The sequence below is a fragment of the Pseudomonas sp. Marseille-P9899 genome (assembly GCF_903166565.1).
In the GTDB taxonomy this organism is placed as follows: domain Bacteria; phylum Pseudomonadota; class Gammaproteobacteria; order Pseudomonadales; family Pseudomonadaceae; genus Aquipseudomonas; species Aquipseudomonas huaxiensis.
In genome coordinates this window covers 905,496-931,662 of the sequence record NZ_CAESCG010000002.1, presented here as the reverse complement: position 1 = coordinate 931,662, position 26,167 = coordinate 905,496, and the positions used below count along the sequence as shown (strand labels likewise).

Genomic DNA, 26,167 nt, shown 5'->3' with positions numbered 1-26,167 from the left:
CCCGCTCCATGCCCAGCGAAAGCTTTGACCTCAAATCCCTGATCCGCCCGGTTACGGACTTCCCCAAGCCCGGCGTGATCTTCCGTGACATCACCCCGCTGTTCCAGTCGCCGCGAGGCTTGCGCCATGTTGCCGACCAGTTCATCGAGCGCTACGTCGAGGCCGAGTTCAGCCATATCGGCGCCATGGATGCCCGCGGTTTCCTGATCGGCTCGATCATCGCCCACCAGTTGAACAAGCCGCTGATCCTGTTCCGCAAACAGGGCAAGCTGCCGGCTGACGTGATTTCCGAGGGTTACCAGACCGAGTACGGCGAAGCCTTCCTGGAAGTACATGCCGACAGCCTGTGCGAAGGCGACGCGGTGCTGATCTTCGATGACCTGATCGCCACCGGCGGTACCTTGCTGGCGGCCGCCAATCTGGTTCGGCGCATGGGCGCGGCGGTATTTGAAGCGGCGGCGATCATCGACCTGCCAGAGCTGGGCGGTTCGCAGAAACTGCAGGACGCCGGGATTTCGACCTTCTGCCTGACCGAGTTTTCGCTGAGCGAATACTGATCCCGCGATAACGCAGGCCGCTGCCCGGTAGGAGCGGATTGATCCGCGATTGGGCGCGCAGCGGCCATAAAACCTGAGCCCCGGGTGTGCCAGACACACTCGGGGCTTAGATTCTGCGACGGCTTCGCCGCCGTTCGCGGATAAATCCGCTCCTACAGGGCCCGCGTCAGACTCAGAGCGACATCGGCTTGCGCCCCGCAAACGAATGCGCCAGCGTCCCGCCATCCACCAGCTCCAACTCGCCACCCAGCGGCACACCATGGGCGATCCGCGAACCCACCAGACCCTTGTCCGCCAGCAACTGCGCGATGTAATGCGCGGTCGCCTCGCCTTCAACGGTGGGGTTGGTCGCCAGGATCACCTCGGTGAAGGTGCCCTGCTCCGCGATCCGCGCCATCAACTGCGGAATCCCGATCGCCTCCGGCCCAAGCCCGTCCAGCGGCGACAAATGCCCCTTGAGCACGAAGTAGCGACCGCGGTAACCGGTCTGCTCCACCGCATACACATCCATCGGCCCTTCCACCACGCACAACAGCGTGTCGTCGCGCCGTGGATCGGCACATTGCGGGCAAAGCTCCTGCTCGGTGAGGGTGCGGCACTGCCGGCAGTGGCCGACCCCTTCCATGGCCTGGCTCAGGGCCTGGGCCAGGCGAACGCCGCCGCTGCGGTCACGTTCGAGCAACTGCAAGGCCATGCGCTGGGCGGTTTTCTGACCCACGCCCGGCAAGGTGCGCAAGGCATCGATCAACTGGCGAATCAGGGGACTGAAGCTCATGGTAAAAGGCCTGGCAACTCATCGAATGGGGAGAAACGACGATGGGAGCGACGGCCTCGCGGCCGTGCTCCCACCGGGTGAAACAGATGCGTCTTAGAACGGCATCTTGAAGCCTGGCGGCAACTGCATGCCCGCAGTCATGCCACCCATTTTTTCCTGGCTGTTCTGCTCGACCTTGCGCACCGCGTCGTTGACGGCGGCGGCGATCAGGTCTTCCAGCACTTCCTTGTCTTCCTGCATCAGGCTGTCGTCCAGGCTGATGCGCTTGACGTCATGACGACCGGTCATGACCACGCTGACCAGACCGGCGCCGGATTGACCGGTCACTTCGGCGTTGGCCAGTTCTTCCTGCATCTTGGCCATTTTTTCCTGCATCTGCTGTGCCTGCTTCATCAGGCCGGCCATGCCACCTTTCATCATGGGAATCACCTCGGTATCAAGTTACTTGGCACGCCGCGCACCAGGCGCGGCGCTGGGTATCCGGTTATTCGCCCTGGCTGGCCAGGGCATCGACAGGTTCAATAGTATCGTGGCGCACGGTGGCACCGAACTTCTGGATCATCTGCTGGATGAACGGATCGTTCTCTATCGATTCCTCCGCCTCGCGCTGGCGATCGGCGCGCTTGCGGGACGCGGCCTGGGCCGGCGTTTCCTGCTCGGGGCGGATCAGCTCGATGGTCAGCGTCAGGTTGCGACCCAGGTGCTGGTTCAGCGCGTCATTCAGGCGGCGCTGCTGGGTCGCGTTGAACAGCGCGCTGTGGCCCGGATCCAGGTGCAGCAACCAGTGATCGCCATCCACAGCCATCAGCGTGCAGTTGGCGGCGATGTTACCGGTCATGCCGGAGATCGGCAGGCTCGGGAACATTTCCAACCATTGCAGAGCCAGGCCGGTCGCTGGCTGTGCCGCCGGTTCGGGCTCAGGCTCGGCTGCCGGCTCAACGGCATGCTCGATGGCGAGTTCGTCCAGATAGCTGTAGCTGGCCGGATCGACCTCGCCGCCATAGTAATCATCATCCAGCGGCGGCTCGTCATCGCGGTCCATACCGGCTGGGCTGTAGCTGTGGTCGTCCGGCGGCGGCTCGTCGTGCCGCTCGGCGGCTGGTGCGGGAGCAGCGACTGGTGCGGGCTCGGGAACAGGGGCCGGCTCGGGCTGTGTTTCAGGCTCGGGCTCGGGCTCGGAAACAGCTTCAGCGACCGGCACCGGGCTCGGCTCGTCCCACGGAAGATCGACTTTCTCCGCCACCGGCTCGGGCTCGAGCTGAACCTCGGCAAACGGCTCAGGCGCAGGCTCCGGCTCGACGGCTGGAGCTGGAGCTGGAGCTGGAGCTGGAGCTGGAGCTGGAGCTGGAGCTGGAGCTGCAACAGGCTCGGGGGCTGGTGCGGCGATCGCAACCGGAGCCACCGGCGCTGGGGAATCAGTTGTGGCCTGGCTGATTCCCACTGGCTTTAGCGTCGTGCCCGGAGCATCGCCGCTGTCCGCCGGCCGGAACGCCAGCATGCGCAGCAACACCATCTCGAAACCACCACGCGGGTCCGGCGCCAACGGCAAGTCGCGGCGACCGATCAGGCCCATCTGGTAGTAGAACTGCACATCTTCGGCGGGCAGCGCCTGGGCCAGGTCCAGCACCCGCTCGCGATCGCCCTGGCCGTTGTCCACCGCCTCGGGCAGCGCCTGGGCGATGGCCACGCGGTGCAACACATTGAGCATTTCCGACAACACGCCGCTCCAGTCCGGCCCCTGCTCGGCAAGGTGCCTTACCGCCTCGAGCAACGCGCGGGCATCGCCTTCCAGCAACGCCTGGAGCACACCGTAGACCTGACCGTGATCCAGCGTGCCGAGCATCGCCCGTACGTCGGCGGCCAGCACCTTGCCTTCGCCAAAGGCGATGGCCTGGTCGGTGAGGCTCATCGCGTCGCGCATCGAGCCATCGGCGGCGCGGCCCAGCAGCCAGAGCGCATCGTCCTCGAACGGCACGTTCTCGACACCCAGCACATGGCTCAGGTGCTCGACCACGCGCTCGGGGGTCATGTTTTTCAGGGAAAACTGCAGGCAACGCGACAGGATGGTCGCAGGAAGTTTCTGCGGATCCGTGGTAGCCAGGATGAACTTGACGTAGGGCGGCGGCTCTTCAAGCGTCTTGAGCAAGGCGTTGAACGAGTGGCTGGAGAGCATGTGCACTTCGTCGATCAGGTAGACCTTGAAGCGCCCGCGGCTCGGCGCGTACTGCACGTTGTCCAGCAGTTCGCGGGTGTCCTCGACCTTGGTCCGGCTCGCGGCGTCGATCTCGATCAGGTCGACGAACCGGCCCTCGTCGATCTCCCGGCACACCGAGCAGGTGCCACAGGGGGTCGAAGTAATGCCGGTTTCACAGTTGACGCATTTGGCGATGATCCGCGCGATGGTGGTCTTGCCGACACCGCGGGTACCGGTGAACAGGTAGGCGTGGTGCAGGCGCTGATTGTCCAGCGCATTGATCAGGGCCTTCAGCACATGGGTCTGGCCGACCATTTCGCGGAACGAGCGCGGACGCCATTTACGTGCAAGAACCTGATAACTCATGAAAAACCATCGCAGCCTGAACGAGCGGGAAGATCGCTAATGCTAGCGGAGCGGGGGCAAAATTGCATCCTGCCATTCCGTCTCGAGCCCGGAAATCGCGGCATCAAGGGCTGCACGTCAGCAACAACGCTGCCAGATACAGTCCCAGACCGAACACACCGTGGGTCATCAGGCTACGCAGACGGTTTTTCCCCGGTGTCGGCGTTCGCGCTGCAAAGAACCCCGCGCCCATCGCCGGCTGCATGACACAAAACGGCGCAATCACCGATACAATGCCGAACAACAGCGCAGGCAGTAGCGTCGGCGCCCGCAGCCAGCCCTCCCCCATCACCGCCACCAACAGCGCGGCGAACAGCACACCCACCGCGTAATGGATGATCCAGCCCCACATCAATTCGTTTGCCACAGGCTCAGCCCGGGCAATCGCCGCATGGTGAAAACGACCGCGAAACAGATGCCCCGCCCAGCGCCCGACCATGGCGAAATTGAGCGTGGTGATACCCAGGCGCTTGAGCAATAGCGCCCACTGGTCCATGACCAGCGTGGCGCCGATACCGACCAGCAGAGTGGAAAGAAGGATGGACATGGAAAACTCCTCGGCACGTTGACGAAACATGCCGCGCAGCATAGAAGTTGAAGTCAACTTCAAGTCAAGGACCTGCCGATGGACATTGCCGACGTCGCCAAACGCACCGGAGTACCGGCCTCGACGCTGCGTTACTACCAGAAGAAGGGCTTGCTCGAATCACTGGCCGGACCGGGACAGCGCCGGCAGTTCGCGGCGGACGTGGGAGATCGGCTGGCCTTGATCGCGCTGGGACAAGCGGCGGGATTTTCCCTGGATGAAGTGGGAGCGATGCTGGTCAATCTGCAGGTCGATCGCGAGAAGCTGGCGGCCAAGGCGGACGAAATCGATGCGCAGGTCAAGCGCTTGCAGGCGATGAGCAAGGGACTGCGGCATGCGGCGGCGTGCCCCGAGCAGGATCACCTGGCCTGCCCGACGTTCCGTCGACTCATGACGGTTTCGCTGCTCAAGCGCTGAGCCCTCACTGGAGAACCGAAGCGGCCTGACAGGGTCCAAACGGCACGTTCACTACCGGATGGACCCGATCGATGCCCATGCGCTTGGCAACCCTGTCGCTGGCGATACTGCTGGCTGGCTGCACTCACTATCGCTATATCGACCCACAGACGCCCGAAGGGCTGGCCTGCCTGCACAAGCTCGACGCCGAGGTGAATGCATGCGAAACCAGAATCAAGAACCAACAGGACAACTTCGACGGCCTGCGTGAATTCCAGGCTCGCAATGCCCAACAGTGCGAGCACTTCAACACCCTGAACACGCCCAATGCCTGCCCGCCCGTACCGAGCCGGACCACTGTGGCCAACTACTGCCGCGATGATTACCGCGAGAAATTCATCGCGTGCGGCGGCAGGATCGAAAAGGTCGAGCAATAGAGGGCTGGGCACGCGTTCTTGCGGGGCTCATTTGCGAGGGGCCGCCGCACCATTAACTGCAGGGCTTTCTTCCGCACAGCCCGAACATGTACCGGGTGTCCTGAGGCGAGAACACAAGCGGCGCTCGAATCTCCCTTTCACCCGATTCATCGGTCAGTGGCCCTGAGTCCTGCATTGTGATCCGCGACGCCGCCTTCATGATCCAGTCATCGACATTGGCATCACCCGAGCGCTCAATCATCGTGACCTGAGGCACGCCACTGTCTGCCTTGAAGCGATAGGACAACGTCACCTTCCAGGTTGCGCCCGTTGCATTGACCGCCTCGAACACTTCCCGAACAGCCAGACGACTTTGTTGCAGCCTCACGAACCCTGTCATCCAGATTTGCTGATACCGCTGCGCCTGCACCTCATCGAGCGCTTGCCCCTGCTTATGCAAACGACTCATCGCCTTCCAGGCATCGTCACCAAAGTACTCGACCGCTTCCAGATAGACCGCCAGGGCACCCGCCAAATCCTGCGGGCCGCCCTTCCCTTCCTCCATCAATCGTCCCAGCGGCAATGCGGCATTCTTGCCCGAGAGGCGATAGAACGCGCGCGCCTTGGCGTAATCCGCAGGCTCACCCTCGCCACGTTCGGCCATACCCCCCAGAAGAACGTTGCTGGACGGATTCAGTTGGGCGGCCTCGACGAACAGCGCCCGGGCCTTGCTGAAATCCTGATCAACGCCGTATCCGCCCTCTTGATACATCTTGCCCAGCATTGCCTTGCACTTGGGATTGCCGTAATTGGCATAGCTTTTGATGTAAAGCAGATTGCCCCGTTCGAACGGCTTCTTGCCGGCAAGCACCATGCATCGCACACCAACGATCGGACTGTCGAAATCACCAGGCCGGGTCAGGGACTGACAGCCCGTGATTGCGGCCAGAACCAACAATAAAGACATCGCTTTGAACATGGCTTCCCTGCACTCATTCATGAAAAAACGCCATCATACTGTTCAAGCCCCGCTACCGCTCACCCCCTCCTGCGCCGTCGAATCTGAACGCTGCGTTCATTACTGATGCCTGTAGAATCGCGCCCCCTATTCAATCGATCGAAATGGAGCAGTAATCGATGAAGTCGCTGTACAAGTTGGGCGTGGCACTCACCCTCGCCGCCGCCCTTGTGGGTTGCAAAAGTGATCGGGAAAAACTGGTCGAATCGCGGTTCGATTTTCAAAAGACCTATAACGAACAAACCGAACAGTCCGTGAAAAGCTTTGCAGCGCTTCGCGAGAACATTCCGGAGAGCAAAGTCCGCGAGACCATCAAGAAGCACCGCAACCTGGAGCAAGGGCGCCAGGACATCCTTGCGCTCTACAGCGAGGAAAACTTCACCGACACCGAATTCACCCAGATCATGGACGCCCGGGAACGCATCATGGCCGGCCAGCAACCCAGCGCGGAGCAGAAGCCAGCGATGGAAAAGCTGGTGACGCTGATGCAAAAGCGCTACGAGGACCCTGGCTATAAGGAAAAAGGGAAGGCGCTGTACGACGCCATTCTTGCTGACCTGGATAAGTAAGACCGGGAGCCCACAAGCCTGTCATGGCGACTGTGCGCGTGGGCACCTTGGGGTGTTCCGGACTCCATGTTTCCGAACGGCCAATCCGCTTGCAGTCGCTACCGAGTGGCAATGGATCAGAAGTTTATTGCGGAGCAGGACAGCTCCTAACGGCCGCCTCGAATGCCTTGGGGTAATCAACATAAGTTTCTGGATTGTAAAGCCTACCAATTACAACGAAGCGGGATTTTCCGTTCGATTGGGGGGTGGTGGTAAACCTCTATAGCCCATGCCCGCCCTGCATGCTCCGCCAATAAAAAAACTTGTGCAGCCCAAGCTTGCTGTTCTCGCCAAGCCCGGAATAGAGATACCTCAGGTTTTTATATCACTCAGGCCTCGCGGTAATAGTATTGATCACCTCCCTGACGGAAACGACATCTTGCTTATTCAAATAATACATCGTCCCGACAGTTATGACGTCCAGCTTACCTAGCTCTGCGAATGGCACAGCAACGCGCTCGCGCTCGCGAGTGATCACCCGCGCATATTTGCAGTCAAAAACCCACTCCCCAGTCTTCACATAATCATCGCCATAGATCACCACACCGTTGCCCAAGTCTTTCTTATATACGCTGGTCATCACCTTAATTCCATAATTGACTGCGAGCAGTAGCAGCGGGGAGAAAATAGCAACTGCAATCCATAAGCCTTTATCTTGGGAGAAACTCAAAGTACCCCTCCGGAGCATTAGAGAATCCCCCTCGACGGACAGCGATAGATCACAAACCTTGCTGCGGAGCGGGACAGCTCTTCACGGCCGCCTCAATTGCCTTGGCGTGATCAACATAGGTTTCTGGATTGTAGGGCCTTCCTGTTAAAACGAAGCGGGCACTTCCACTCAAACGAAGTAACTCGGAAACTTCTACAGCCCATGTAAGACCCGCATAATCCGCCAATACAAAAAATTTGTGGCTCCCAATCTTGCTGTTTTCGCCCACACCAGAATAGATATATTGAAGGCCTTTGTACCATTAGTGATAGCCGTGATCGCCTCCTTGGCAGAGTCGACATCACGGCCATTGAAATAATACATCTGCCCAAAAGTTAGCGTTTCCAGCACACTCAGCTCCGCTAATGGTGCGGGCAAGCGCTCTCGACTAATTGCGCGAGAATACTTGCAGTCGAAGACCCAGCGGCCACTTTTTACGTATTGATCGCCATAGATCACCACACCATTCCCGAGATCAGTATTGTAAACACTGAACGCGACTTTAAGCCCATAGTTACCCACGAGCAGTGCCAGAGGGAATAAGATTATTACCACACTCCAAAAGACTTTATTTTTGATGAAACTCAAAGCACCCCTTCGACGCATTAAAGAATCCCTCCATTACGGAAAGCGGCGGATCAAAAACCTTGCTGCGGAGCAGGACAGCTCTTCACGGCCACCTCAATTGCCTTGGTGTGATCAACATAGGTTTCTGGATTGTAGGGCCTTCCTGTTAAAACGAATCGGGAGCTTCCACTCAGGCGAAGTGACTCGGAAACCTCTACAGCCCATGTAACCCCCGCATAATTCGCCAGTACAAAAAACTTGTGGCTCCCGATCTTGCTGTTTTCGCCCACACCAGAATAAATATATTGAAGGTCTTTGTACCACTCCGGCACTGCAGTGATAGCCGTGATCGCTTCCTTGGCGAAAGGCACATCACGACGATTAAGAAAATACATCTCTCCCAAATTCAGCTTTTCTAGCGCACTTAGCTCCGTCAGTGGTGCCGGTAAGTGCTTCCGACTAATCGCGCGGGAGTACTTGCAATCGAAGACCCAGCGACCACTTTTTACGTATTGGTCACCATAGATCACCACACCATTCCCCAGGTCAGTATTGTAAACGCTGAACACCACGTTCAGCCCATAGTTGCCCATGAGCAGCATTAGAGGGGATGCAATTATTACTGCAATCCACAAGGTTTTATTTTGGAAGAAATTCAATATACCCCTCCGGAGCGCCCAATGGAGTATCGCCTGACACAACAGGATTGATCGCACCGAACTTTTGGTAGGCAAAATCAAGTTCACGGTGATTCTTAGTGCGCTCTTCATTCAATGCATTCCAGCTACTGCACCACTCTTGCTGAGGTATTACGTTACTGCTGACCTCACAAGCACTCCCCATCCGACGCTCGCTGAACGACCCCCAAGTATTTTTGTAGTCCGAACGACGAACGAAAGCGCCCACCTTGATCCGAACATGGTTAGCCAATAGCTGGGCCAGACTTTCATTGATCTGTGGGGAAAGCTGGAGGACGTCGTCGATTGGATTGTCCGAGAGATTACCCATGCCCGAGCGGCAGGCATAGCTGTCGAGCCGTGCCGTTTTTGAGAAGGCTTCCGGCGAGATATCGTGGTAATCCAGCACATCCAGCGACATCTGGAAGTCCCCCGGGAGTTGGTAGCCAAAGGCAATTTGCTGGGGTAAGCCATGACTGAAGATCGACAGTCGCTCGATCGGCGATTGCCGCCTCTCCTTTCCGTGGTTCAGATAGTCAATCAGTTCCTGAGTCGTGGTGATCTCAATGATATCCGCGCCATAGGCCTCTGCGGAGCCCCATGCAGCACTGAGCATGTCTTCGTTGTACGAAGGCGTGAACACCACCAGCGTCCGGGTCAACGCAGGATTGAAGCGCTTGAACTGGGCCAGTTCGCGTACGGCCTGACCAATGAACATCATCTTGTTGCCCGAGCTATTGTCGTGCTGGCTGCCGGCGACGGCGATCAGTTCGGGCGTCAGTGGTTTGCCAGACGCTTTCGAGCGCGCCTTGTTGGCCTCTGCCGAAGCGATCACCGCCTGTTGGTGGCTAGAAAAGGATTGTTGCCCCCAGGCTGGACTGGCCGAGCTGGGCAGCACCGTGGTCGAGGGCTGATTGTGCCTCGGCGCCATGACGCTGTTGGTGGACTCGTAAGAGAAGCCGAAGTCCGAGGGAATCAACCCGGCGTAACACGGACAGCCACTGAAGCTGTCCAGGCTTCCCGCGACCAGTACGCCTTCGTTGATAAATGATGGAATGCCGCCCTGAATCTGATAGGTCTTCCCGGTCACGCCGCACGTCACCGAGTCACCCTGGCGGGCCGAAGGCAAGCCCTCGATGATGAATTCGCTGTCGCCGGTTAGCACCTGACCACCACAGGTGGTCTTGTCGCCAATGCGTATGAGGTAGCCGAGCACCATGAATCTGCGTCCTTCTGCTTTGTCCAAAAACCTCCTGGGAAATAGCTTCCAAGGCCAAGGGCAGATGCTTGCAAGAGGGCAGCTTGACGGTCAGCAGGCTGATTCCGAGCGCTAAGCAGGATCTTTCCGATAGCGCTATCAGTCACCGTAAAAAAGGTCCGCAGGATAATGCCTGCGCCCCTACCCGTTCAGGGTGACATGCGACGCCAAAGCGATTCGGCACAGCCACAGGCCAGACTCCATTACGGATTCATCGCTTTTATCGGGACAAAGGAACTCAGAAAAGAGAAGACGACGGAACAGGCAATGCTACCCAACCCGCAGGTGAAGATTTATGCAGAGACAGGGTCCAGAAGATTTTCGGACCCCGGAAATGGAGGCGGCCCCACCAGCCACACCCCGGCACACGATGTTCCCGCTATGGCTGCTGCCTTCCGGCTCTGACCAGGTGGCATGCCAGCATGCTCGGGTAATCGTTGCGGGCCTTACGGGGCAAGGGTTTCAGGCTGATGGGACTCCAATAGTTCTACCGTGCAAACACGAGGCACGGGCAAGGTGACACCAGGGGTGTGGCCAGCACTGTCACACTTTGCTGTAACACTTTGGTGTCACACCCATGGCCTACATCATCAAGCGCGGGGCGCTCTACTACCTGAATCTCAAGCTGCCGAAGCACCTCTTCCCGAGGTGTAACACTTTGCGATTAAGTCTGAATATTCGGCACCGTCAAAGTGCCTTGTTCGTTGCCACATCTCTCGTTCAGCGGCTGCATGCCCACCTCTCTGAGCACCCTCTAACAGACCTTCGAACGCTTCGTGTGCTGTGCAGGGAGTGGAAGGATGCCACCCCCGCACCACTCGTTCGGCTCACTCCAAGACCAGCTCAAGCAGCTACAGCGAAGCAGGTCGGCGACGGCCCAACCCTCGCATCGCTCTCAAAGCTCTATATAGAAGAAGGGAAACGCGGCGGCACATGGCGTCAGGGCAGCACCGAGGAAGTCGAACGTGCGTTGGCCGATCTGTTCGACCTGATGGGCGATATGCCTGCCGATGCCTTCGACGTGCAACAAGCCCGACTGCTGAAAGAACGGCTGAGCCTTTGCCCGCAGTACTTCGCCCTACGGCCCGAGTTCAAAGGGAGGACGCTGAAGCAGGTCGTGGAGTCGGGTGGCACGTACAAGACCATTACCGCCGTCACGGTGAACAACCGCCTCCGCAAGCTCACCGCGTTCATGAACTGGTGCAAGGCCAACGGGTATATAGAAGAAAACCCGCTGGCGGGGCTGAGGGTGATGACGGGATCTGCCAAGGAAGCTCGATTGTCCTTCGACCAGCACGACCTGACCGCCCTGCTCGACAAGCAGCAGCTATTAAAGGAAGGCCGCAAGCATCCATGGCGATACTGGCTGCCACTCCTAGGTCGAGCCACAGGGGCAAGGCTGGAGGAAATCTGCCAGTTGCGGGTAGACGACTTCATCGAGCAACAGGGCATCCCGTGCATCCGCATTGACGACAGCAGGGAGGGCCAGAACCTGAAGAACGCCAGCAGCCGGAGAATCCTTCCCCTCCACCCAGCCCTGATCGACTTGGGCCTACTGCTACACGTCGAGTCTGTCAGAGCCACTGGAGCAGACCGCCTCTTCCCCGAACTGGAAGCCGTCAGAGGCAAGCTGGGCCACGCCCCTTCGAAGTGGTTCGGTCGCTACAAGACTCGCCTAGGCATCGCTGACCCGAGGAAGACCTTCCATAGCTTCCGCCACACGCTGATCGACGACCTACGGGATGCTGGGGTGCAGGACTCGCTCATCAAGCGGATAGCTGGTCACGAGGATGGGGCCGTCACGTTCAGCATCTACGGCAGCCGTAGCCCGCTCAAGGCAATGGCGGATGCACTCCAGTACATCAGGCTGTAGCCCCCTACTCCCCAGGCTACGGCAAAGAGTCAGATGTCCGTGCAGGCGTTGCTTACACCGAACGCATTAACCGTGAATGGGTGTTGCGTACATACGCCGGCTTCCTGACTGAAGATGAGTTTGAACAAATCTTGGACAACGGGAAGGACTTGTACTTCTACGCAGATGATCTGCGTGAGCGTCTACCACGATATGCAGAATATCGTGCAGAGCGTGAAGCCGAGTACCAAGCTGAAGTAATGGCTGAAATGCAACAGTTGTTTGACGAAGCTGATTAAACAATAGAGCGCCTGCCTCGCAGGCGCCATTCCTGCCCCGGAGGGCAATTTGAGTAAGACTGAAACAATCAGCACCAAGACCATCAGCACCCGTGAGTTTGCAGCTATTGTGGGCCATTCTCACGGCAATATCTGCCGTATTCTTGAAGGAATGCTGAAGCGTGGTGAGCTGAACCTGCGTGTATCGCAATACCGGAACAAGCCCGGTGGAAAGAAGTTTGATGAGTATCACCTGAAGCTTACCGATGCGACCTTGCTTAATGGTCGGCTTGGGGAGAAGTACCAGCGAGCGTGGGCAGAGTATGTCCAGTCCCAGCGACCTGTTGGTGAAGTTGAAGAGGCGCCGAAGCCAATCGTGTTCAACGTGGCGAACATCAGTGTCAGCCACCCGGTGAGTGCCGGCGTGACGCGGATCGTGAGTCCAGCGGCTGATGAGCTGACCATGAGCAGCCGGGAGATTGCGACGCTGACGGGGAAGCGGCACGACAACGTGATGAGTGACATTCGCAAGATGATCACCGACCTGGGCCTAAACGCTCCTGACTTTTCAGGAGCGTATAAGACGGATCGCGGCAATACCTACGAGTGCTTCGACCTGCCACGCCGTGAGGTAGACATCCTGCTCACCGGCTACAGCACAACCATGCGTGCGGCGGTGATCGATCGTTGGCGTGAGTTGGAAGCCGAGGCAGCCAAACCAGTCCACAAGGTGCCCACCTCGTTCCTGGATGCGATGAAGTTGGCTACCGAGCTGGAGGAGAAACGCTTGCAGCTCAGCCACCAGGTCGAGGTTCAGGCGGTAAAGATCCAGGAGGATGCCCCGAAGGTCGAGGTCTACCACAAGATCGCTGATTCCACCGGGCTGATCGGCTTCCAGAAGTTCTGCACTCAGTTGAACCTGAAGCAGAGCGAAGTGAAGCACTGGATGCGGGAGATTGGTTGGCTACGTGCTCACCAGTACGCAGTTAATCCACTGCCAACAGCTACTGCGGTTGACTCTGGTTACTGCAAGATCCGCAACTTCACAACTGATGGTGGGAAGTTGGTACAGCGAATCTGGTTCACCGGTAAAGCTGTAACTTACGCAAGTGAGAAGGCCCCTAGCTACGTTCGAAAGTTAGAGAAAAAGGCGGACAAGTGATGACAGAGCAAGACAAGCGTAACGCAGAAGACCTGTACGCCCTCTATCACGAGCGGTACTTACCGCCTTGGGCTGATGCCCGCCTGAACGGTGTTCCGGAGCAGTATGCTCAGTTGGAAACCCGTGATGGTCGCAAGATGGGTAATGGGATTGTGACTGTTGCCAGCAACTGGCCTGCCACTCCAACCGAACTCAATCGTTTACAAAACGACAAAGGCGTGATAATGAAAAACCCTTGACAGATCTTCAATCGTCTATATTCTTGCCATCCAGCTAAGACGCTGGCCTGCAAAACCTTAACCTCTCTACATCGCACTCGCGTGTTCAAGCCAAAAGGCCACTGACCACAGCGGGCTTTGTGCTGCCTGCAATATGGCAATGCGTTAGCTAGCACCAAATAACCGGAGCACAGGAGGGTTTACATATGAACTGATGAAAGCTACCTAGAGGAATATAATGAACAAGATCATCACCCTACCTGCCCCTAGCGAATGCGTAGTTGAGCAATTACGCATTCAGGTCGCAAGTGCAAGAACTACAGTTCACCAGAACTACGTCTACGACAAATCTACGGGAGAATGTTACGGCATCTATGTCAGAAACCCGTTCACACCGGAAGAGGAGGAAGACCAGCCTGAAACCTCACATTCCACCAAGGCTTTTTGGGATATCAAGGAAGATGGCACGCCTTTACCCCCGGAGAGGACGGAGAGGCGAGCGAACCAAGTCGCCCCCGTTACAGAGCTGTTTCCGGAGAGAATGACTCAGCCGACGAAGAAAGCCATCGCGGGGAGAAAGCCACAGGCCCTAAACAACCCCTTTGCCACTGCACTGTGGATGCTCAAAGTCGAAGGAAAGCCATTATCTTGGTTCGACGATTTCGCTTTCGGAGGAATCTATATAGGCCCAGGTGTCGTTGGTGGCAAACACAGTGTAGCTCTTGCGGATGTCAAGAAGTTACTGATGCTTCAGGAGATTTCAGTAACAAATGCAGCACAGGTTCTACTCAACCACGACAGGGAACCTATGTCCACTCGGCAACTACAGAGGGTCATTGAGGCAGCGAGAGTTACGTTGCGCGGAATTGCACTTCACCTTGAACGGAACCCTCATATCCTACAGTCTGTAGATGTCATGATTGACTTCGAGCAATTCTGGGCAGGCACTGCTCCAGAACCTAAGCTGGTCAAAGAGCACCCTAAGAAACAGCAGGCTCTGGCGATGCTAGAGGCCGGAGGACACTTCAGGACGATCGCAAACGCTCTAGGGGTCGCTAGGAACACGGTGAAGAAATGGGGCGAGGTACAGGCAGGAAATTCGCCTTGTGGGGTGGGTCAGTAATATGCAATTAACGACAGATAATAGAGAGTGAAGCTCGCCATGCCTAGCATGGTGAGTGAGCGAATCGCCAAAGCGGAGCTTTGAGATTAACCACCTCTATAGTCAGTCTATTGCTGTGGCGTCTACGCCACGATTAATCAATAGTGCCTGAAGCACGGATAACAACTCTATAATGCAGGGGAAGAAAGGGGTGACCCCCTCCCCCGCTCTTGATCTTGCTTCTAACTCTATAGGCATCACTTGCAGAATACCCTAGTAACGGTAGGTTACATGTAAACTACAGTTAAGCTTTAGCGGTTCGGGGGCTTTCGCCTCTGCCCCGCCTCTATCACGACCATGCCGCAAGGCATCAAAGTCAGCCTAACTGTGCAGAGCGGTGTGGTGCATCACTACCCCCCACTCTTATTAAGAGAGCGTAGAAGACTATCAACTCGTGACGAAGTGTCACATAGTTTCTTGAGTACTGTAGCTACCGCCTCACATGGCGAACCCTGTTTGATGCTGACCTTTGAACTAAAGAGCTGCTGGTTGATGCACGCAGGTCATGCTCCTACATCCTGTCGAGAATGCCCACTAGGATCACATCAACCAGTTCACACTCAAGCCTGCTGTTCGTGACTCATCACCTGAAGAACGGATGGGTTGACGGTGCATACAAGTGGACCGCCCGGTTCGATGCTTACATCTACCAATTCTATCCAGCTGCCATCGACGAGGTGTGCGAGCTCCTTGGATAGCCTGCGTAGGGTGATGTCGCACTCATGGGCGATGGCTGCCTGTGTAACCCGTACTGTTCCGCCTTCACCGACCTTCGACCACAGTGCAAGCATGACTGCACCACAAGAGCGGTCGGACAGCACCAGCCTTAGCATGTGCGTCATGGCCTCGGGCTTGAAGTACACACAATCCTGCAACGCAGGAGAATTTGAAGCTAGCTCAGTCATCGACGTGATCCTTAACGCACCCTGTGAAGGCAACCCTTCGGTGGATGTCACGATTAGTGTGTGTCCGATTAGAGCACATCACCCGACCATGGGGAATGCCAGCACCACCACCATCACCAGCGCTTCAGCACCAGTTCGGCACCCGAGTCAGGGAGCTGCGTACGGCTATGGGCATGAGCCAGGAAGCGTTTGCTGATCGTTGCGGCTTCGCCAGGACGTACATGTCTCGCATTGAGACGGGCGGTGCCAACCCATCTATCAACGCCATCAAGGTGCTGGCCGACGCCTTGGGCGTCAGCATCGCGGACCTCTTCAAAGGCATGTGAGCAGCACATCCGACTTAAGAACCATACTTGAAGCTAATTGATAGCTATTTGACGGGCCGCCCTGAACGCCTCGGTCGAGTGGGTTACTCGCAGCACACTCCACGGGATTGCTGGGATTGAAGGCGAAGAGACTAAGCCAAGTCCCCGCCTGTACTATCACCCATCTGTTTTAGCATCACGCACGCCATGCGGGCACAGAATTCAGTGGCCAAATCCACCTGAGTCAGCGCTTTTAAGCACTCGATATCTGGTGCCTGCCCCATGAACTCAATCAAGGTATCTTTAGCGGTGTTCGAATAGGATTCCCAGAGAAAGTTGAACCAGTCCAATTCAGTTCTCGGAGCCGAGCGGGCTGCATTCCTGTCAATGACACCAAAGAAGGTTGCAGGATGCTGAGCGTAGGCATGTAACTCTTCATCGGACAGCGGAATCTTGGTAATAAAACGCTGTTCATTGCCGCACACAACACACCAAGCTTCTCTCTGCTCGGCCATGACAACGCCACTCTCCAGCCTTACCTCCACCAATGCTCCATCTGGGCCTGGAACCTTTAGCAGCTGACCAACCTGAAGCCTAGCTCCAGGGGGACCATCAATGAATGCATCGGGCTGTCCATCGAACGTCACGGGAATGCGTCTGTGCTTCTGCATCGACTCTATCAAGGCGAAGACCGGGGCGTGTCGCCGCTGAATCTCAACCTGCTGAAGAAGGGTTTTAGCCCCAGGGTACAGATCCGCAATATGAAATCCCCACAGCAGCAGACCAGAAGGTAGGTCAACAGCATCAAGATGATGCTCGTGCGGGTCATACGTTACGATGATGTAAGCCTCTGGGAGCGCCTTCGCTAAGGGGTCCAGCTCAAACCTTTTGAGCATAGCTTCAGCCTCTACCAGAACCACAGGAGCGGGCCGCTTCCTCCCCTCCTCTAAGCGCCCGTCATTCGTGTCAATGAAGACTATGCGGGGATGATCCGAATGCTTACTTAAGGCTCGACTCATCTGCCTATTTATATTCATCCGCTTGCCTTCTCGGCGCTTCGCTTCAACAGCGTATATCGCCCCTGATGATGTATGAGTCGCAATGAACTCAACATGGGTACTACGCCTGTCAGTTTCATCTTGGTGATCCAAGCTAAAGCCCGCTCGAAGAAGAGCAGCGGCCACTCGCACCTCATAGAGCGCACCTGGGAAGTTGTCAGAGCACCTGATACGGTCGATCAATAATCGCTGAACCTCCACAGCGTGCTCTAAGCTATAGAGATCGTAAGCCAATCGCATATATGACTCGATGGCCCCTGTCATCGGCTGAGCACTGCACGGCCCTACGGCTTCAACGTGTGCTCTGGATTGTTCATAGCTACGGGTCGCCCAGTGGAGGATTTTATGGCGCTGCTCCACTGGCTTATCAATCTCGGCATGCCACCAATCACGACCTAGAACCACCTTGGGATAGTCATATAGGAAGTCATGGAATGTCCGCCACTTGGCTGAATAATGAATCTTCCTACCAACGGCGACGAGCCTGTGATCATTGAATGTTGAAGAGATGATCGGCTTGCCAAGCCCCTGCTGTTCGCGTCGCTGAAACTCTTGTGCCTGATGACGCGAGATCGCTGCTTCTAACGCGTCCCGCATATGTGATTCCTCTACCTGATGCTCTTGGCCTAGGCCATCAGCAGTGCCATGGCAGCGCTTGAACTTTAACCCGCTTCCGCAAGGGCATGGGGCGTTACGACCTGGCTTGGTAAGCATTCGGGCAGTCCTGAAAATCTGATCCGCAAGGAGCAGGGATCTGCCTGCGCCCATTATCGGAGAATATTAGACATGTGACGCATAAGCTGGAGGGACTGATGATGTATAGGATCCGAGTATTCTTTTACCTCTACCAGAAAAACTACACAGCATCATCGATCTGCGCCGCGAGACAAGTAGCGTCGGCTCAAGCGAGTCAGCACCGCCAGCAAGGCTGAGGATGAAGGCTCCCCCGCCTATCAGAAAAGTAGACGAGCCTGATAGCACGCCACCCCATTTCACATCACTCACTACGCTATCCGGGACAGTCATACGAATAGGCTCTCACACACCTTTGACTCCAGGGAGCAAATCAAAGCAGAGCCAAGAACCTTCCGATGCTTGACGCCAACCTTCCTTCACCCACCACAAAGCTCGAGCCAACAAACTTAACATATCGTAGACGGTCATCAGCAATATGTTAAAATTGGCGCACCCCAGATGATAAGCCGAGGAAGCGATGCAGGTAGTGGCCTACGCAAGGATGAGTACAGACGATCAGTGCCTGTCGGTAGGTGGTCAGTTTGCGGCTATCAAGATCGCAGCGGAGACGCACGGATGGGAGGTCGTTGCTCACTTCACTGACGAAGGCGTATCGGGTGCCGTCGATCCACAGGACCGTCCTCAATGCCGGCTTGCCCTTGCCATGGCGAAAGGTTTGGACTGCCCGGTTGTCGTGCATCGTATCGACCGCTTGACACGCGACCATGCCCACTTCGTCACCTTGCAGAAGAAATACACGTTCATAGAAGCCGAAGATGTACATAGCAGCGGCCTGCTGAGAAACATCAAGTCGTTACTCGCTGAAGAAGAGCTGCTGAAAATCCGTGCCCGCACAAAGGCTGGCTTGGCCGAGCTGAAGAACCTCGCCACCAATGGCGATGCCGAAGCCCAGCAGAAGATCGCCCGCCGTGATGCAGGTCGTGCGAAGGCGTGGGCAATAGGCAATGGAGCGGCAGTGAAGGCAAAGAAGGTCAATGCAGACACCAGGGCTGACGCTGTCGCTCACCATATCAAGGCGTGCTTGTACGATGGGTGCACTTCGTTTGCAGCCATCGCTCAGTGCCTCAACTCCAAGGGCGTGACCACAGCTCGGAGCAGTGCATTTCAACCTATGACTGTATCCCGCCTGATGGCTCGGCTTCAGTTGTCCTTCGCCGCCGGCAACTGACAAGCTCTGGAGCCTCGTACAACACGATTGCAGCGACTTTACGGACTAGGCTGCCCCTACCCAACGATATTCTAAAATCGTGCTATAGGGCTCCCTGCGGGGCTTCCAATGGCACTTAACACCGCCCCACTGATGGCTGGGTTTTGGAGATTTCGTAGCCTCTTGAAACGTATATAGCCGGCCTGTAAGCTCAAGGGAGAAGCGCGGTGCGTAAGACAGAAAGACTGCAAGGCCTAAAGACCGAGAGCCAGAAATTCAGAATGACCGTAAGCTAGAAAGAATACCGTAGTTTAAAGCCGCCTTCGGGCGGCTTTTTGCTTTCCTCAGATATTCTGTTTTCCCGCTGGTCCTGTAGCTCGTGTATCGACGTGAGAACTAGATGCCGCCTCAGAGGCTTTCGCAGATCAGGATGTATTCTAACCTTCCACCACAGAGCTTACAGTTAACGCTGGATGCGCTTCATCTACGCAATACTTATTCCAATACACATGCTCGAATGCTGACAGCATATTCGCCTCATGAGCCTCCTTGGTTTCTGAAGAGTTCTCAAGCTTGACCATGGATGTTTGGAAAACCTTGAGTTGCCTATTCGAAAAGCTCTTAGACACAAACCTCACAGGGCCAGAGTAGGCACCAAAGCTATTGCGACCATCTACGAAACCACAGATAGATATTTCTTGGCCACGCTCTGTCTGCCTTTTAACCACATAAGATGAGCGGATCACCATCGAGCCAGGATCTTTCATCTGCGCCCTAAGCGCCTTTTCAACATCATCTGTGGCCCACCCAACCGGTCCGATTATCTTATTCCTTATATAAGAGCCAGCGACCAGCACTACCGGAACCAGGCATATCACACCAATCCATTTCAGAACCTTCATATTTCCCTCGATTTCAATACCCGCTTTCGACTTGAGCAGGCATCTATCAGCCAGCCCATCAACACAGTCTCCGCCCTTCCCCATGCCCAAGTAGCAATCCGCAGACCTTGCGACGCCCCCCTTTCTACGCTTGATCAACGATTAGCCGCGCTACCCGGAGATGGCGGTAGACCACCAATTCGTTGCGACAGCAATGGTGCCACGGAACCGAAAAAATTCACAATATACTGTGAAGACCCGCACACCTCCCGCAACCGACAGTTCACCCCTCTTATAGGGGGAGTCTGGCTTGGACGTAGGTTTGGCATTCGGGAAGGTTCTACGCGAGCGACGGAAGCGTACGGGGCTCAGCCAGGAACAATTGGCGGCAGAGGCCGACATTCAGCGGAATTACGTCAGCCTGATCGAGCGGGGGGTGAACCAGCCTACTCTCGGAGTCATCTTCAAATTGGCGACAGCTCTGGGTTGCCCTGCGTCATTACTCATAGCCGAAGTCGAAGCGATGACTACAATGAACCAGACTTGAGTTACGTCGAATCAATCCGGCTGTATCCGGGTGATGCTGGGCTCGACAATCAATCAACCTACAAGACGCGCTAGCGATGAGAATCCGAGGAGAAGTGTTCTGGCAGTGGGCTGATCCAAAGCTGCACAGCCGAACACACGAAGAGAGGCTGGACGACGGCACGCTAATTGACATTCAAGTCAGACTCTCCAGAGTCGGAGCGACACAACTGTTCGTCGGCATATACGATGCCGATGGCACCTTGATCCATGAAGAGGGGTACGACTCTCGCCCAGGTGAATCCATGACTAAGGCGATGGCGTGGGGTGTGCAGCGCGCTAGGCACCTAGCTACCAAAGGGAAAGAGTACTCCAGCAGAACACGCCAGTCACAACCATGAACTCTTCGAAAGCAACCAAGACCTAGCCCCGTGTTTCCCCACATCACTGGTACGCACACATGGACGACAAGGCCGCAGTAGCCGCAGACACACTGGAATTGCTACTGATGAACCAGATAGCTCTCAGAGCAGCCTTGGAAGAAGTGTCATTGTGGGCAGGCCAACGAGGATCGACACAGGTTCACGATAGCGTCCTGACAGCCCTTCAGACCCTCGATCAACACGCCGAGGCCATAACCTCGGGCATCGAGCGTCTACGCTCCTGAGCACGCTTACAAGCCGCCTACGGGCGGCTTTTTCGTGCCTGCTGATATTTTGAAATCGCAGGAAGTGCTACTTGGCACCTACCAGCTACGGGGTTAAAGACTGAGGCATATAAACGAGTAACCCAGATTACTGATCGACCACTCTAGCCCCCTAGCCCCCTAGCCACCGACGCCCACCGACGCTCCTGCAAGAGCCAAGAGCGTTTGAACATGAGGCTTAGCAAGCTCGCCTAAAATGTTGCCTGCTGCCCCTTCAGCCACTACCTTAATGGCTCGGGCAGTCATCTTGATTATTTCCCACTTAGGTTTTGGGGATGCAGCTTGGGCTCTTAGGGTAGCCAGTTCAGCATTTAACTCCTCGATGACATCTTCGCTAACCACTGCCCGTTCTAACACCTCCCCGAGAGCATCAATCAAGCCACGTAGTGATTCAACATCATTTACTACCGAAGTCTTATTTTGGTTTTGGGTCGACCCGTTGGAACCAATCTGGATCTGAGACCCACTGACATCACCAAAGTGATAGTGCTGCGCCTGCACAACCTTCTTCTCTTCCATTGTAAACGTCATCCCCTCACCGATAATTCCTTGACCTTCAAGATCAAGCGCCCAATCAAGAATGCGGCTCCTAACAGTCTCAATCACACCTTCAACTTGCACAGGAGATATGACCAAAGCGGGCTGCAACGCAGTTCCAGCGGCTTGCTTGACCATCCTTATGAGGATTGCCTCCATCCCTTCTTCAAACGAACAAATTATTTCGTTGGAGCTGTCAGCGCCACTTATAAGCTGTTGGAGTTCGGGAATAGATTGGCCTGCATGATAGTACGCCAGCTTTTCAGTCATATCGACCGGAAGAAAGAAGGGCACCCACCCATTGTAGCTTTTAACCTTCAACTGACCATGTAGACGCCGATAGTCCGGGACTTCTCGCATCCTATATCCAGTTAATTCACAGTTAATCCAATCGATAGCCTCAGGCACTGCCAATCGTCGCGCAATTACCAGAGATCGACGCAGCAAATCACCAGTAGAAACTCCGGGTGTGCTCGCCATATTGACAAGTTCATGAACTAACGAGGTCATAGTCAATCCTTTACATACAGAGCCGATCCACACCCAAGGCTCAGAACAAGATGAGCGGAACGACGCACCGGCAGCGCTTGTCACTGATTGTACAACCAGTGAGTACGATTCTGCTCATCTATGCGGGCTGGATACCCAAAGATGTTGGCGTGGATGCTGAGGGCGATTAGAATTCCAGCACGGCGTACCACTATGGTGTGCCTAAACGCTGGTCCACTTCTGGATTTTCTTGCGAAGAATCCTTGAAAATTCAAGGACTTATAGAATGGAGGCGGCCCCACCAGCCACACCCCGGCACACAATGTTCCCGCTGTGGCTGCTCCCTTCCGGGCCTGACCAGGTTAACGGGTAATCGTTGCGGGGGGACCGATGGGGCCACCACTACGCGACTCGCCAAGTGGCGAGCCGCGCCATTGTACCGGTCTGAGAGGGAGTTACAACCTCCAGCGCGAGAAAAAACCATCATTTCTCAATGACTTGTCCCGCTGACCGGTCAGACGCTGATGCCCTGCTCCGCCAAAAAGGCCACGAATGCGTCCTCGTCCATCACCTTCACCCCCAATTCACTGGCCTTGGCCAGCTTGGAGCCGGCACCGGGTCCGGCAACGACGCAGTGGGTCTTGCCTGACACGGAACCGGCCACTTTCGCACCGAGGCTTTCCAGTTTGTCCTTGGCGATATCACGGCTCATGCGTTCCAGCGTACCGGTCAGCACCCAGGTCTGGCCGGCCAGGGGCAAGCCTTCGGCGACCTTCTTCTCGCAGGCCCAGTGCATGCCGAACTCCAACAACTGGGCTTCGATGGCACGGGCCAGTTCGCGGTTGGCTTCGATCAGGAAGAATTCCCGCACGGCTTCGGCTTGCTTGGCCGCCAGGGCCTGGCGCAGGTCGATGCCGTCGGCTTCGATGATCTTGTCCAGGCTGCCCAGCTTGGCCACCAGTTTTTCCGCACCCGTCGGGCCGACCGATGCAATATCCAGCTTGGCGATCATTCCGGCAAGGGTGGTGCTGGCGGCGAACTCGGCGCTCAGTTCGCCTTCGTCCTGAAGCTGCATGCCGCAATCGAGCAGTTGCTGGATGACGTTGCGGTTGTGCTCGTCTTCGAAGAAGTTGTGAATCTCGTAGGCCACTTCCAGACCCACGTCCGGCAGGTAGGTGAGTACCTGCGGCAACGCCTTCATCACGCGCTGCAACGAGCCCAGCGAGCGGGCCAGCACCTTGGCGGTTTCCTCGCCCACATCAGGGATGCCCAGCGCGTAGATGAAGCGCGCCAGGCCCGGACGCTTGCTGTCTTCAATGGCGGCCAGGAGTTTGTTGCTGGAGACTTCGGCGAAGCCTTCCAGCTCGACCACCTGCTCATAGGTCAGGCGATACAGATCCGCCGGCGAGGCGATCAGGCCCTCGTCCACCAGTTGCTCGACGCTCTTCTCGCCCAGGCCTTCGATGTCCATGGCGCGGCGCGAGACGTAGTGAATGATCGCCTGCTTGAGTTGCGCGGCGCAGGCCAGGCGGCCAACGCAACGGTACACCGCGCCTTCGCTGACGGTTTCCTTGCCTTTGCTGCGTTTGACCAGTTGCGTGCGCTCGACCTGCGAGCCGCACACCGGGCACTCGGTGGGAATCTGCACCGGACGGACGCTGGCCGGATCACGCCGCTCGATGACCACTTGCATGACCTGCGGAATGACGTCGCCAGCACGGCGGATGATCACCGTGTCGCCGATCATCACGCCCAGGCGCTCCACCTCATCCATGTTGTGCAGGGTGGCGTTGGCCACGGTGACGCCCGCCACCTTGACCGGCTTAAGGCGCGCCACCGGCGTGACGGCGCCGGTCCGGCCGACCTGGAATTCCACATCGAGGACTTCGGTGAGCTCTTCCATGGCCGGGAATTTGTGGGCGATGGCCCAGCGCGGCTCGCGGGCGCGGAAGCCCAGCTCGCGCTGGGAGGCCAGGCTGTTGACCTTGAATACCACGCCGTCGATTTCGTAGGGCAGATCGTTACGTCGCGCGCCAATGTCGTGGTAGTAGGCCAGGCACTCCTCGATCCCTGCGGCGTGTCGCAACTCGCGGCTGATGGGCATGCCCCAGGTCTTGAGTTTTTCGAGGATGCCGATATGGGTGTCGGCGATCGCCTCGGACACCTGGCCCAGGCCATAGCAGCAGAATTCCAGCGGGCGGCTGGCGGTGATCTTCGAATCCAGTTGGCGCAGGCTGCCGGCAGCGGCGTTGCGCGGGTTGGCGAAGGTCTTGCCGCCGATCTCGGCCTGGGCGGCGTTGAGCTTGTCGAAGCCGGCCTTGCTCATGAACACTTCGCCACGCACTTCCAGCACTTCGGGCCAGCCGGTGCCGTGCAGCTTGAGCGGGATATTACGGATGGTGCGCACGTTGACGCTGATGTCCTCGCCGGTGGTACCGTCGCCGCGGGTGGCACCTTGCACCAGTTGACCGTTGCGGTACAGCAGGCTCACGGCCAGGCCATCGAGCTTGGGTTCGCAGCTGTAGTCGACGGGCGCACCGCCACCGAACAGATCGCCCGCCGGCAGGTCCAGGCCTTCCACCACGCGGCGGTCGAATTCACGCAGGTCGGTCTCCTCGAAGGCGTTGCCCAGGCTGAGCATCGGCACTTCATGACGCACCTGGCTGAAGGCGGACAGCGCCGCGCCGCCTACACGCTGGGTCGGCGAATCCTCGCTGACCAGTTCCGGGTGCTCGGCTTCCAGCGCCTGCAGTTCGCGGAACAGGCGGTCGTACTCGGCATCCGGCACGCTGGGCTCATCGAGCACGTAGTAGCGGTAGTTGTGCTGGTCGAGTTCGGCACGCAGTTCGAGGATTCGGGTTTCGGCATTCATGGCAGGATTCTCGTGCAAAGCAAAAGAGCAGCCGGGCTGATACCTGTCAGTGCTGCGGCACCTTGGGGCTGCTGTGCAGCCCTTCGCGAGCAAGCTCGCTCCTACAGGATCTGCGCACATTACCTGTGGGAGCGAGCTTGCTCGCGAAGGGCCGCAAAGCGGCCCCAATGAGTCCAACTGACTGGCATGGGCCAGGACTGCTCTTGCGTTTTTCTCTACGAAGCGAAGCTTCAGCGTTTCTGGGTCAGGGCGCGGCGCTCGAACTCGACGATGCGCTGACGGTAGTGCTCGATGGTCTGGGCGGTCATGACGCTGCGCTGATCATCTTTCAATTCGCCGTTCAGTTCGTGGGCCAGTTTGCGCGCGGCGGCGACCATCACGTCGAACGCCTGCTTCGGATGCCGTGGACCCGGCAGGCCTAGGAAGAAGCTGACGGCGCGGGTGCTAAAGTGGTCGATGTCGTCCAGGTCGAATACGCCCGGCTTGACCGCGTTGGCCATGGAGAACAGGACTTCGCCATTGCCCGCCATGCTTTCGTGGCGGTGGAAAATGTCCATTTCGCCGAAGCGCAGGCCGCTTTCGAGGATGTTCTGCAGCAGGGCCGGGCCCTTGAAGCCGCCATCGTCACGGGAGATCACGCTGATCACCAGCACTTCCTCGACTTGCGGCAGTTCCTTGCCTTCGCTGGCGGAACCGTAGCCGGTGGTCTTGGTGTTTTCCGCTGGGAAGTCGTCGTCGATATCACCGAACAGATCAGGCTCGCGCGAATCGGCGCTCAGGTTCAGGTCGCCCTGCTGTGGCTCGGTGCCACGTTTGCCGCGTTTGTTGGCCTTGCCGGCCTTTGGCTCGCGTGCAGGCGCGCTCATCGACGGCAGATCATCCTCGTCGAGTTGCGGCTCCTTGTGCGTGTCGAGTACGCGGGGTGGCCCCAATACTTCGGCGCTGGTTTCTTCATCCGGGATATTGGACAAACTGCGGTCCAGACGGAACTTCAACTTGCCCTTGCCGCCGCGCATGCGGCGCCAGCCGTCAAAGAGAATACCGGCAATGACTATGATGCCGATGACGATCAGCCATTCGCGCAGACCGATTTCCATGTAATCCCGTGCCTCTGTGAAAAATGCTGAAAAATAAAAGGGTTAAAACCC

General features: G+C 57.1%; 28 protein-coding genes and 1 other RNA gene. 13 read left to right on the top strand and 16 right to left on the bottom strand.

The genetic code is table 11. From position 1 onward, the window contains the following. The first annotated feature begins 8 nt into the window (after positions 1-8). Positions 9-557: an adenine phosphoribosyltransferase gene (locus HWV67_RS13610; RefSeq protein WP_095157051.1), complete on the top strand. Its 549-nt coding sequence runs from the start codon at positions 9-11 to the stop codon at positions 555-557. 172 nt (positions 558-729) lie between these two features. Here HWV67_RS13610 and recR read toward each other — a convergent pair whose 3' ends face one another. From recR to HWV67_RS13590, 4 genes are all read right to left on the bottom strand, one after another. Further along, positions 730-1,332: a recombination mediator RecR gene (gene recR / locus HWV67_RS13605; RefSeq protein WP_095157050.1), complete on the bottom strand. Its 603-nt coding sequence runs from the start codon at positions 1,330-1,332 to the stop codon at positions 730-732. A 93-nt stretch (positions 1,333-1,425) separates the two neighbouring features. After that, positions 1,426-1,752: a YbaB/EbfC family nucleoid-associated protein gene (locus HWV67_RS13600; protein ID WP_028945400.1), complete on the bottom strand. Its 327-nt coding sequence runs from the start codon at positions 1,750-1,752 to the stop codon at positions 1,426-1,428. Positions 1,753-1,816: 64 nt separating this feature from the next. Beyond that, the gene (gene dnaX, locus HWV67_RS13595; protein WP_175651600.1) at positions 1,817-3,892 is read right to left on the bottom strand and encodes a DNA polymerase III subunit gamma/tau; all 2,076 of its coding nucleotides are present in this window, start codon (positions 3,890-3,892) and stop codon (positions 1,817-1,819) included. 103 nt (positions 3,893-3,995) lie between these two features. Then, positions 3,996-4,478: a DUF2938 domain-containing protein gene (locus tag HWV67_RS13590; protein ID WP_175651599.1), complete on the bottom strand. Its 483-nt coding sequence runs from the start codon at positions 4,476-4,478 to the stop codon at positions 3,996-3,998. Between the two features lie 78 nt (positions 4,479-4,556). On the opposite strand from HWV67_RS13590, the gene HWV67_RS13585 reads away from it, so the two are divergent. Next, positions 4,557-4,934, top strand: coding sequence for a helix-turn-helix domain-containing protein (locus HWV67_RS13585; protein WP_175651598.1), 378 nt, complete (start codon positions 4,557-4,559; stop codon positions 4,932-4,934). 71 nt (positions 4,935-5,005) lie between these two features. Next, on the top strand, positions 5,006-5,350 hold the full coding sequence (locus HWV67_RS13580; protein WP_175651597.1) for a hypothetical protein: 345 nt from the start codon (positions 5,006-5,008) through the stop codon (positions 5,348-5,350). A gap of 52 nt (positions 5,351-5,402) precedes the next feature. On the opposite strand, the gene HWV67_RS13575 is transcribed toward HWV67_RS13580, so the two are convergent. Continuing rightward, positions 5,403-6,308, bottom strand: a complete 906-nt coding sequence (locus HWV67_RS13575; RefSeq protein WP_175651596.1) for a tetratricopeptide repeat protein — start codon at positions 6,306-6,308, stop codon at positions 5,403-5,405. A gap of 158 nt (positions 6,309-6,466) precedes the next feature. Here HWV67_RS13575 and HWV67_RS13570 point away from each other — a divergent pair, with 158 nt between their 5' ends. Beyond that, on the top strand, positions 6,467-6,916 hold the full coding sequence (locus tag HWV67_RS13570; protein WP_175651595.1) for a hypothetical protein: 450 nt from the start codon (positions 6,467-6,469) through the stop codon (positions 6,914-6,916). A 364-nt stretch (positions 6,917-7,280) separates the two neighbouring features. Here the strand turns inward: HWV67_RS13570 and HWV67_RS13565 are convergent, their stop codons facing one another. The 4 genes from HWV67_RS13565 to HWV67_RS13550 all read right to left on the bottom strand — a co-directional run bounded on the left by HWV67_RS13565 (position 7,281) and on the right by HWV67_RS13550 (position 10,127). Further along, entirely contained in the window at positions 7,281-7,625 is a 345-nt protein-coding gene (locus HWV67_RS13565; RefSeq protein WP_175651594.1) for a hypothetical protein, read from the bottom strand. 192 nt (positions 7,626-7,817) lie between these two features. Next, the gene (locus HWV67_RS13560; protein WP_175651593.1) at positions 7,818-8,252 is read right to left on the bottom strand and encodes a hypothetical protein; all 435 of its coding nucleotides are present in this window, start codon (positions 8,250-8,252) and stop codon (positions 7,818-7,820) included. Positions 8,253-8,302: 50 nt separating this feature from the next. Further along, the gene (locus HWV67_RS13555) at positions 8,303-8,890 is read right to left on the bottom strand and encodes a hypothetical protein (protein WP_175651592.1); all 588 of its coding nucleotides are present in this window, start codon (positions 8,888-8,890) and stop codon (positions 8,303-8,305) included. Then, positions 8,871-10,127 carry a PAAR domain-containing protein gene (locus HWV67_RS13550; RefSeq protein WP_175651591.1) on the bottom strand — a complete coding sequence of 419 codons (1,257 nt, stop codon included), beginning with the start codon at positions 10,125-10,127 and terminating at the stop codon, positions 8,871-8,873. Before HWV67_RS13550 ends, HWV67_RS13555 begins: the two co-directional genes overlap by 20 nt. A gap of 616 nt (positions 10,128-10,743) precedes the next feature. Between HWV67_RS13550 and HWV67_RS13545 the strand changes: the two genes are divergently transcribed. From HWV67_RS13545 to HWV67_RS13525, 5 genes are all read left to right on the top strand, one after another. Further along, positions 10,744-12,039, top strand: a complete 1,296-nt coding sequence (locus tag HWV67_RS13545; RefSeq protein ID WP_175651590.1) for a site-specific integrase — start codon at positions 10,744-10,746, stop codon at positions 12,037-12,039. An 83-nt stretch (positions 12,040-12,122) separates the two neighbouring features. After that, positions 12,123-12,317 (top strand): hypothetical protein, encoded by a 195-nt coding sequence (locus HWV67_RS13540; protein WP_175651589.1) that lies wholly within the window; start codon positions 12,123-12,125, stop codon positions 12,315-12,317. A 49-nt stretch (positions 12,318-12,366) separates the two neighbouring features. After that, complete coding sequence (locus HWV67_RS13535) at positions 12,367-13,458, top strand: Rha family transcriptional regulator (protein WP_175651588.1); 1,092 nt, start codon at positions 12,367-12,369, stop codon at positions 13,456-13,458. Beyond that, positions 13,458-13,697 (top strand): hypothetical protein, encoded by a 240-nt coding sequence (locus HWV67_RS13530; protein ID WP_175651587.1) that lies wholly within the window; start codon positions 13,458-13,460, stop codon positions 13,695-13,697. The genes HWV67_RS13535 and HWV67_RS13530 overlap by 1 nt, the downstream gene beginning before the upstream one ends. Before the next feature lie 217 nt (positions 13,698-13,914). Next, positions 13,915-14,799: a hypothetical protein gene (locus HWV67_RS13525; RefSeq protein WP_175651586.1), complete on the top strand. Its 885-nt coding sequence runs from the start codon at positions 13,915-13,917 to the stop codon at positions 14,797-14,799. A 599-nt stretch (positions 14,800-15,398) separates the two neighbouring features. On the opposite strand, the gene HWV67_RS13520 is transcribed toward HWV67_RS13525, so the two are convergent. Beyond that, positions 15,399-15,743, bottom strand: a complete 345-nt coding sequence (locus HWV67_RS13520) for a hypothetical protein (RefSeq protein ID WP_175651585.1) — start codon at positions 15,741-15,743, stop codon at positions 15,399-15,401. Between the two features lie 44 nt (positions 15,744-15,787). Here HWV67_RS13520 and HWV67_RS13515 point away from each other — a divergent pair, with 44 nt between their 5' ends. Further along, positions 15,788-16,069: a helix-turn-helix domain-containing protein gene (locus HWV67_RS13515; RefSeq protein WP_306167781.1), complete on the top strand. Its 282-nt coding sequence runs from the start codon at positions 15,788-15,790 to the stop codon at positions 16,067-16,069. Between the two features lie 131 nt (positions 16,070-16,200). Here the strand turns inward: HWV67_RS13515 and HWV67_RS13510 are convergent, their stop codons facing one another. After that, complete coding sequence (locus HWV67_RS13510) at positions 16,201-17,820, bottom strand: YecA family protein (RefSeq protein WP_175651583.1); 1,620 nt, start codon at positions 17,818-17,820, stop codon at positions 16,201-16,203. Between the two features lie 499 nt (positions 17,821-18,319). Here HWV67_RS13510 and HWV67_RS13505 point away from each other — a divergent pair, with 499 nt between their 5' ends. Beyond that, on the top strand, positions 18,320-19,030 hold the full coding sequence (locus tag HWV67_RS13505) for a recombinase family protein (protein WP_175651582.1): 711 nt from the start codon (positions 18,320-18,322) through the stop codon (positions 19,028-19,030). A gap of 416 nt (positions 19,031-19,446) precedes the next feature. Here the strand turns inward: HWV67_RS13505 and HWV67_RS13500 are convergent, their stop codons facing one another. Then, positions 19,447-19,911: a hypothetical protein gene (locus HWV67_RS13500; RefSeq protein ID WP_175651581.1), complete on the bottom strand. Its 465-nt coding sequence runs from the start codon at positions 19,909-19,911 to the stop codon at positions 19,447-19,449. A 289-nt stretch (positions 19,912-20,200) separates the two neighbouring features. Between HWV67_RS13500 and HWV67_RS13495 the strand changes: the two genes are divergently transcribed. Beyond that, on the top strand, positions 20,201-20,437 hold the full coding sequence (locus HWV67_RS13495) for a helix-turn-helix domain-containing protein (protein ID WP_175651580.1): 237 nt from the start codon (positions 20,201-20,203) through the stop codon (positions 20,435-20,437). A gap of 76 nt (positions 20,438-20,513) precedes the next feature. After that, the gene (locus HWV67_RS31705) at positions 20,514-20,816 is read left to right on the top strand and encodes a hypothetical protein (RefSeq protein ID WP_256680111.1); all 303 of its coding nucleotides are present in this window, start codon (positions 20,514-20,516) and stop codon (positions 20,814-20,816) included. A gap of 425 nt (positions 20,817-21,241) precedes the next feature. Here HWV67_RS31705 and HWV67_RS13490 read toward each other — a convergent pair whose 3' ends face one another. The 4 genes from HWV67_RS13490 to zipA all read right to left on the bottom strand — a co-directional run bounded on the left by HWV67_RS13490 (position 21,242) and on the right by zipA (position 26,116). Continuing rightward, positions 21,242-22,168, bottom strand: a complete 927-nt coding sequence (locus tag HWV67_RS13490) for an AbiTii domain-containing protein (RefSeq protein ID WP_175651579.1) — start codon at positions 22,166-22,168, stop codon at positions 21,242-21,244. A gap of 275 nt (positions 22,169-22,443) precedes the next feature. After that, an RNA gene (gene ffs, locus HWV67_RS13485) (signal recognition particle sRNA small type) lies at positions 22,444-22,540 on the bottom strand. 121 nt (positions 22,541-22,661) lie between these two features. After that, positions 22,662-25,019, bottom strand: coding sequence for an NAD-dependent DNA ligase LigA (gene ligA, locus HWV67_RS13480; RefSeq protein ID WP_175651578.1), 2,358 nt, complete (start codon positions 25,017-25,019; stop codon positions 22,662-22,664). 230 nt (positions 25,020-25,249) lie between these two features. Further along, entirely contained in the window at positions 25,250-26,116 is an 867-nt protein-coding gene (zipA, locus tag HWV67_RS13475; RefSeq protein ID WP_175651577.1) for a cell division protein ZipA, read from the bottom strand. Positions 26,117-26,167: the final 51 nt, after the last annotated feature.

Excerpts from the sequence above, each read along its gene's own strand:
- HWV67_RS13610 (WP_095157051.1), top strand. The coding sequence starts at position 9 with ATGCCCAGCGAAAGCTTTGACCTCAAATCCCTGATCCGCCCGGTTACG.
- recR (WP_095157050.1), bottom strand. The coding sequence starts at position 1,332 with ATGAGCTTCAGTCCCCTGATTCGCCAGTTGATCGATGCCTTGCGCACC.
- HWV67_RS13600 (WP_028945400.1), bottom strand. The coding sequence starts at position 1,752 with ATGATGAAAGGTGGCATGGCCGGCCTGATGAAGCAGGCACAGCAGATG.
- dnaX (WP_175651600.1), bottom strand. The coding sequence starts at position 3,892 with ATGAGTTATCAGGTTCTTGCACGTAAATGGCGTCCGCGCTCGTTCCGC.
- HWV67_RS13590 (WP_175651599.1), bottom strand. The coding sequence starts at position 4,478 with ATGTCCATCCTTCTTTCCACTCTGCTGGTCGGTATCGGCGCCACGCTG.
- HWV67_RS13585 (WP_175651598.1), top strand. The coding sequence starts at position 4,557 with ATGGACATTGCCGACGTCGCCAAACGCACCGGAGTACCGGCCTCGACG.
- HWV67_RS13580 (WP_175651597.1), top strand. The coding sequence starts at position 5,006 with ATGCCCATGCGCTTGGCAACCCTGTCGCTGGCGATACTGCTGGCTGGC.
- HWV67_RS13575 (WP_175651596.1), bottom strand. The coding sequence starts at position 6,308 with ATGTTCAAAGCGATGTCTTTATTGTTGGTTCTGGCCGCAATCACGGGC.
- HWV67_RS13570 (WP_175651595.1), top strand. The coding sequence starts at position 6,467 with ATGAAGTCGCTGTACAAGTTGGGCGTGGCACTCACCCTCGCCGCCGCC.
- HWV67_RS13550 (WP_175651591.1), bottom strand. The coding sequence starts at position 10,127 with ATGGTGCTCGGCTACCTCATACGCATTGGCGACAAGACCACCTGTGGT.
- HWV67_RS13545 (WP_175651590.1), top strand. The coding sequence starts at position 10,744 with ATGGCCTACATCATCAAGCGCGGGGCGCTCTACTACCTGAATCTCAAG.
- HWV67_RS13530 (WP_175651587.1), top strand. The coding sequence starts at position 13,458 with ATGACAGAGCAAGACAAGCGTAACGCAGAAGACCTGTACGCCCTCTAT.
- HWV67_RS13525 (WP_175651586.1), top strand. The coding sequence starts at position 13,915 with ATGAACAAGATCATCACCCTACCTGCCCCTAGCGAATGCGTAGTTGAG.
- HWV67_RS13520 (WP_175651585.1), bottom strand. The coding sequence starts at position 15,743 with ATGACTGAGCTAGCTTCAAATTCTCCTGCGTTGCAGGATTGTGTGTAC.
- HWV67_RS13515 (WP_306167781.1), top strand. The coding sequence starts at position 15,788 with ATGTCACGATTAGTGTGTGTCCGATTAGAGCACATCACCCGACCATGG.
- HWV67_RS13510 (WP_175651583.1), bottom strand. The coding sequence starts at position 17,820 with ATGCTTACCAAGCCAGGTCGTAACGCCCCATGCCCTTGCGGAAGCGGG.
- HWV67_RS13505 (WP_175651582.1), top strand. The coding sequence starts at position 18,320 with ATGCAGGTAGTGGCCTACGCAAGGATGAGTACAGACGATCAGTGCCTG.
- HWV67_RS13500 (WP_175651581.1), bottom strand. The coding sequence starts at position 19,911 with ATGAAGGTTCTGAAATGGATTGGTGTGATATGCCTGGTTCCGGTAGTG.
- HWV67_RS31705 (WP_256680111.1), top strand. The coding sequence starts at position 20,514 with ATGAGAATCCGAGGAGAAGTGTTCTGGCAGTGGGCTGATCCAAAGCTG.
- HWV67_RS13490 (WP_175651579.1), bottom strand. The coding sequence starts at position 22,168 with ATGACCTCGTTAGTTCATGAACTTGTCAATATGGCGAGCACACCCGGA.
- ligA (WP_175651578.1), bottom strand. The coding sequence starts at position 25,019 with ATGAATGCCGAAACCCGAATCCTCGAACTGCGTGCCGAACTCGACCAG.
- zipA (WP_175651577.1), bottom strand. The coding sequence starts at position 26,116 with ATGGAAATCGGTCTGCGCGAATGGCTGATCGTCATCGGCATCATAGTC.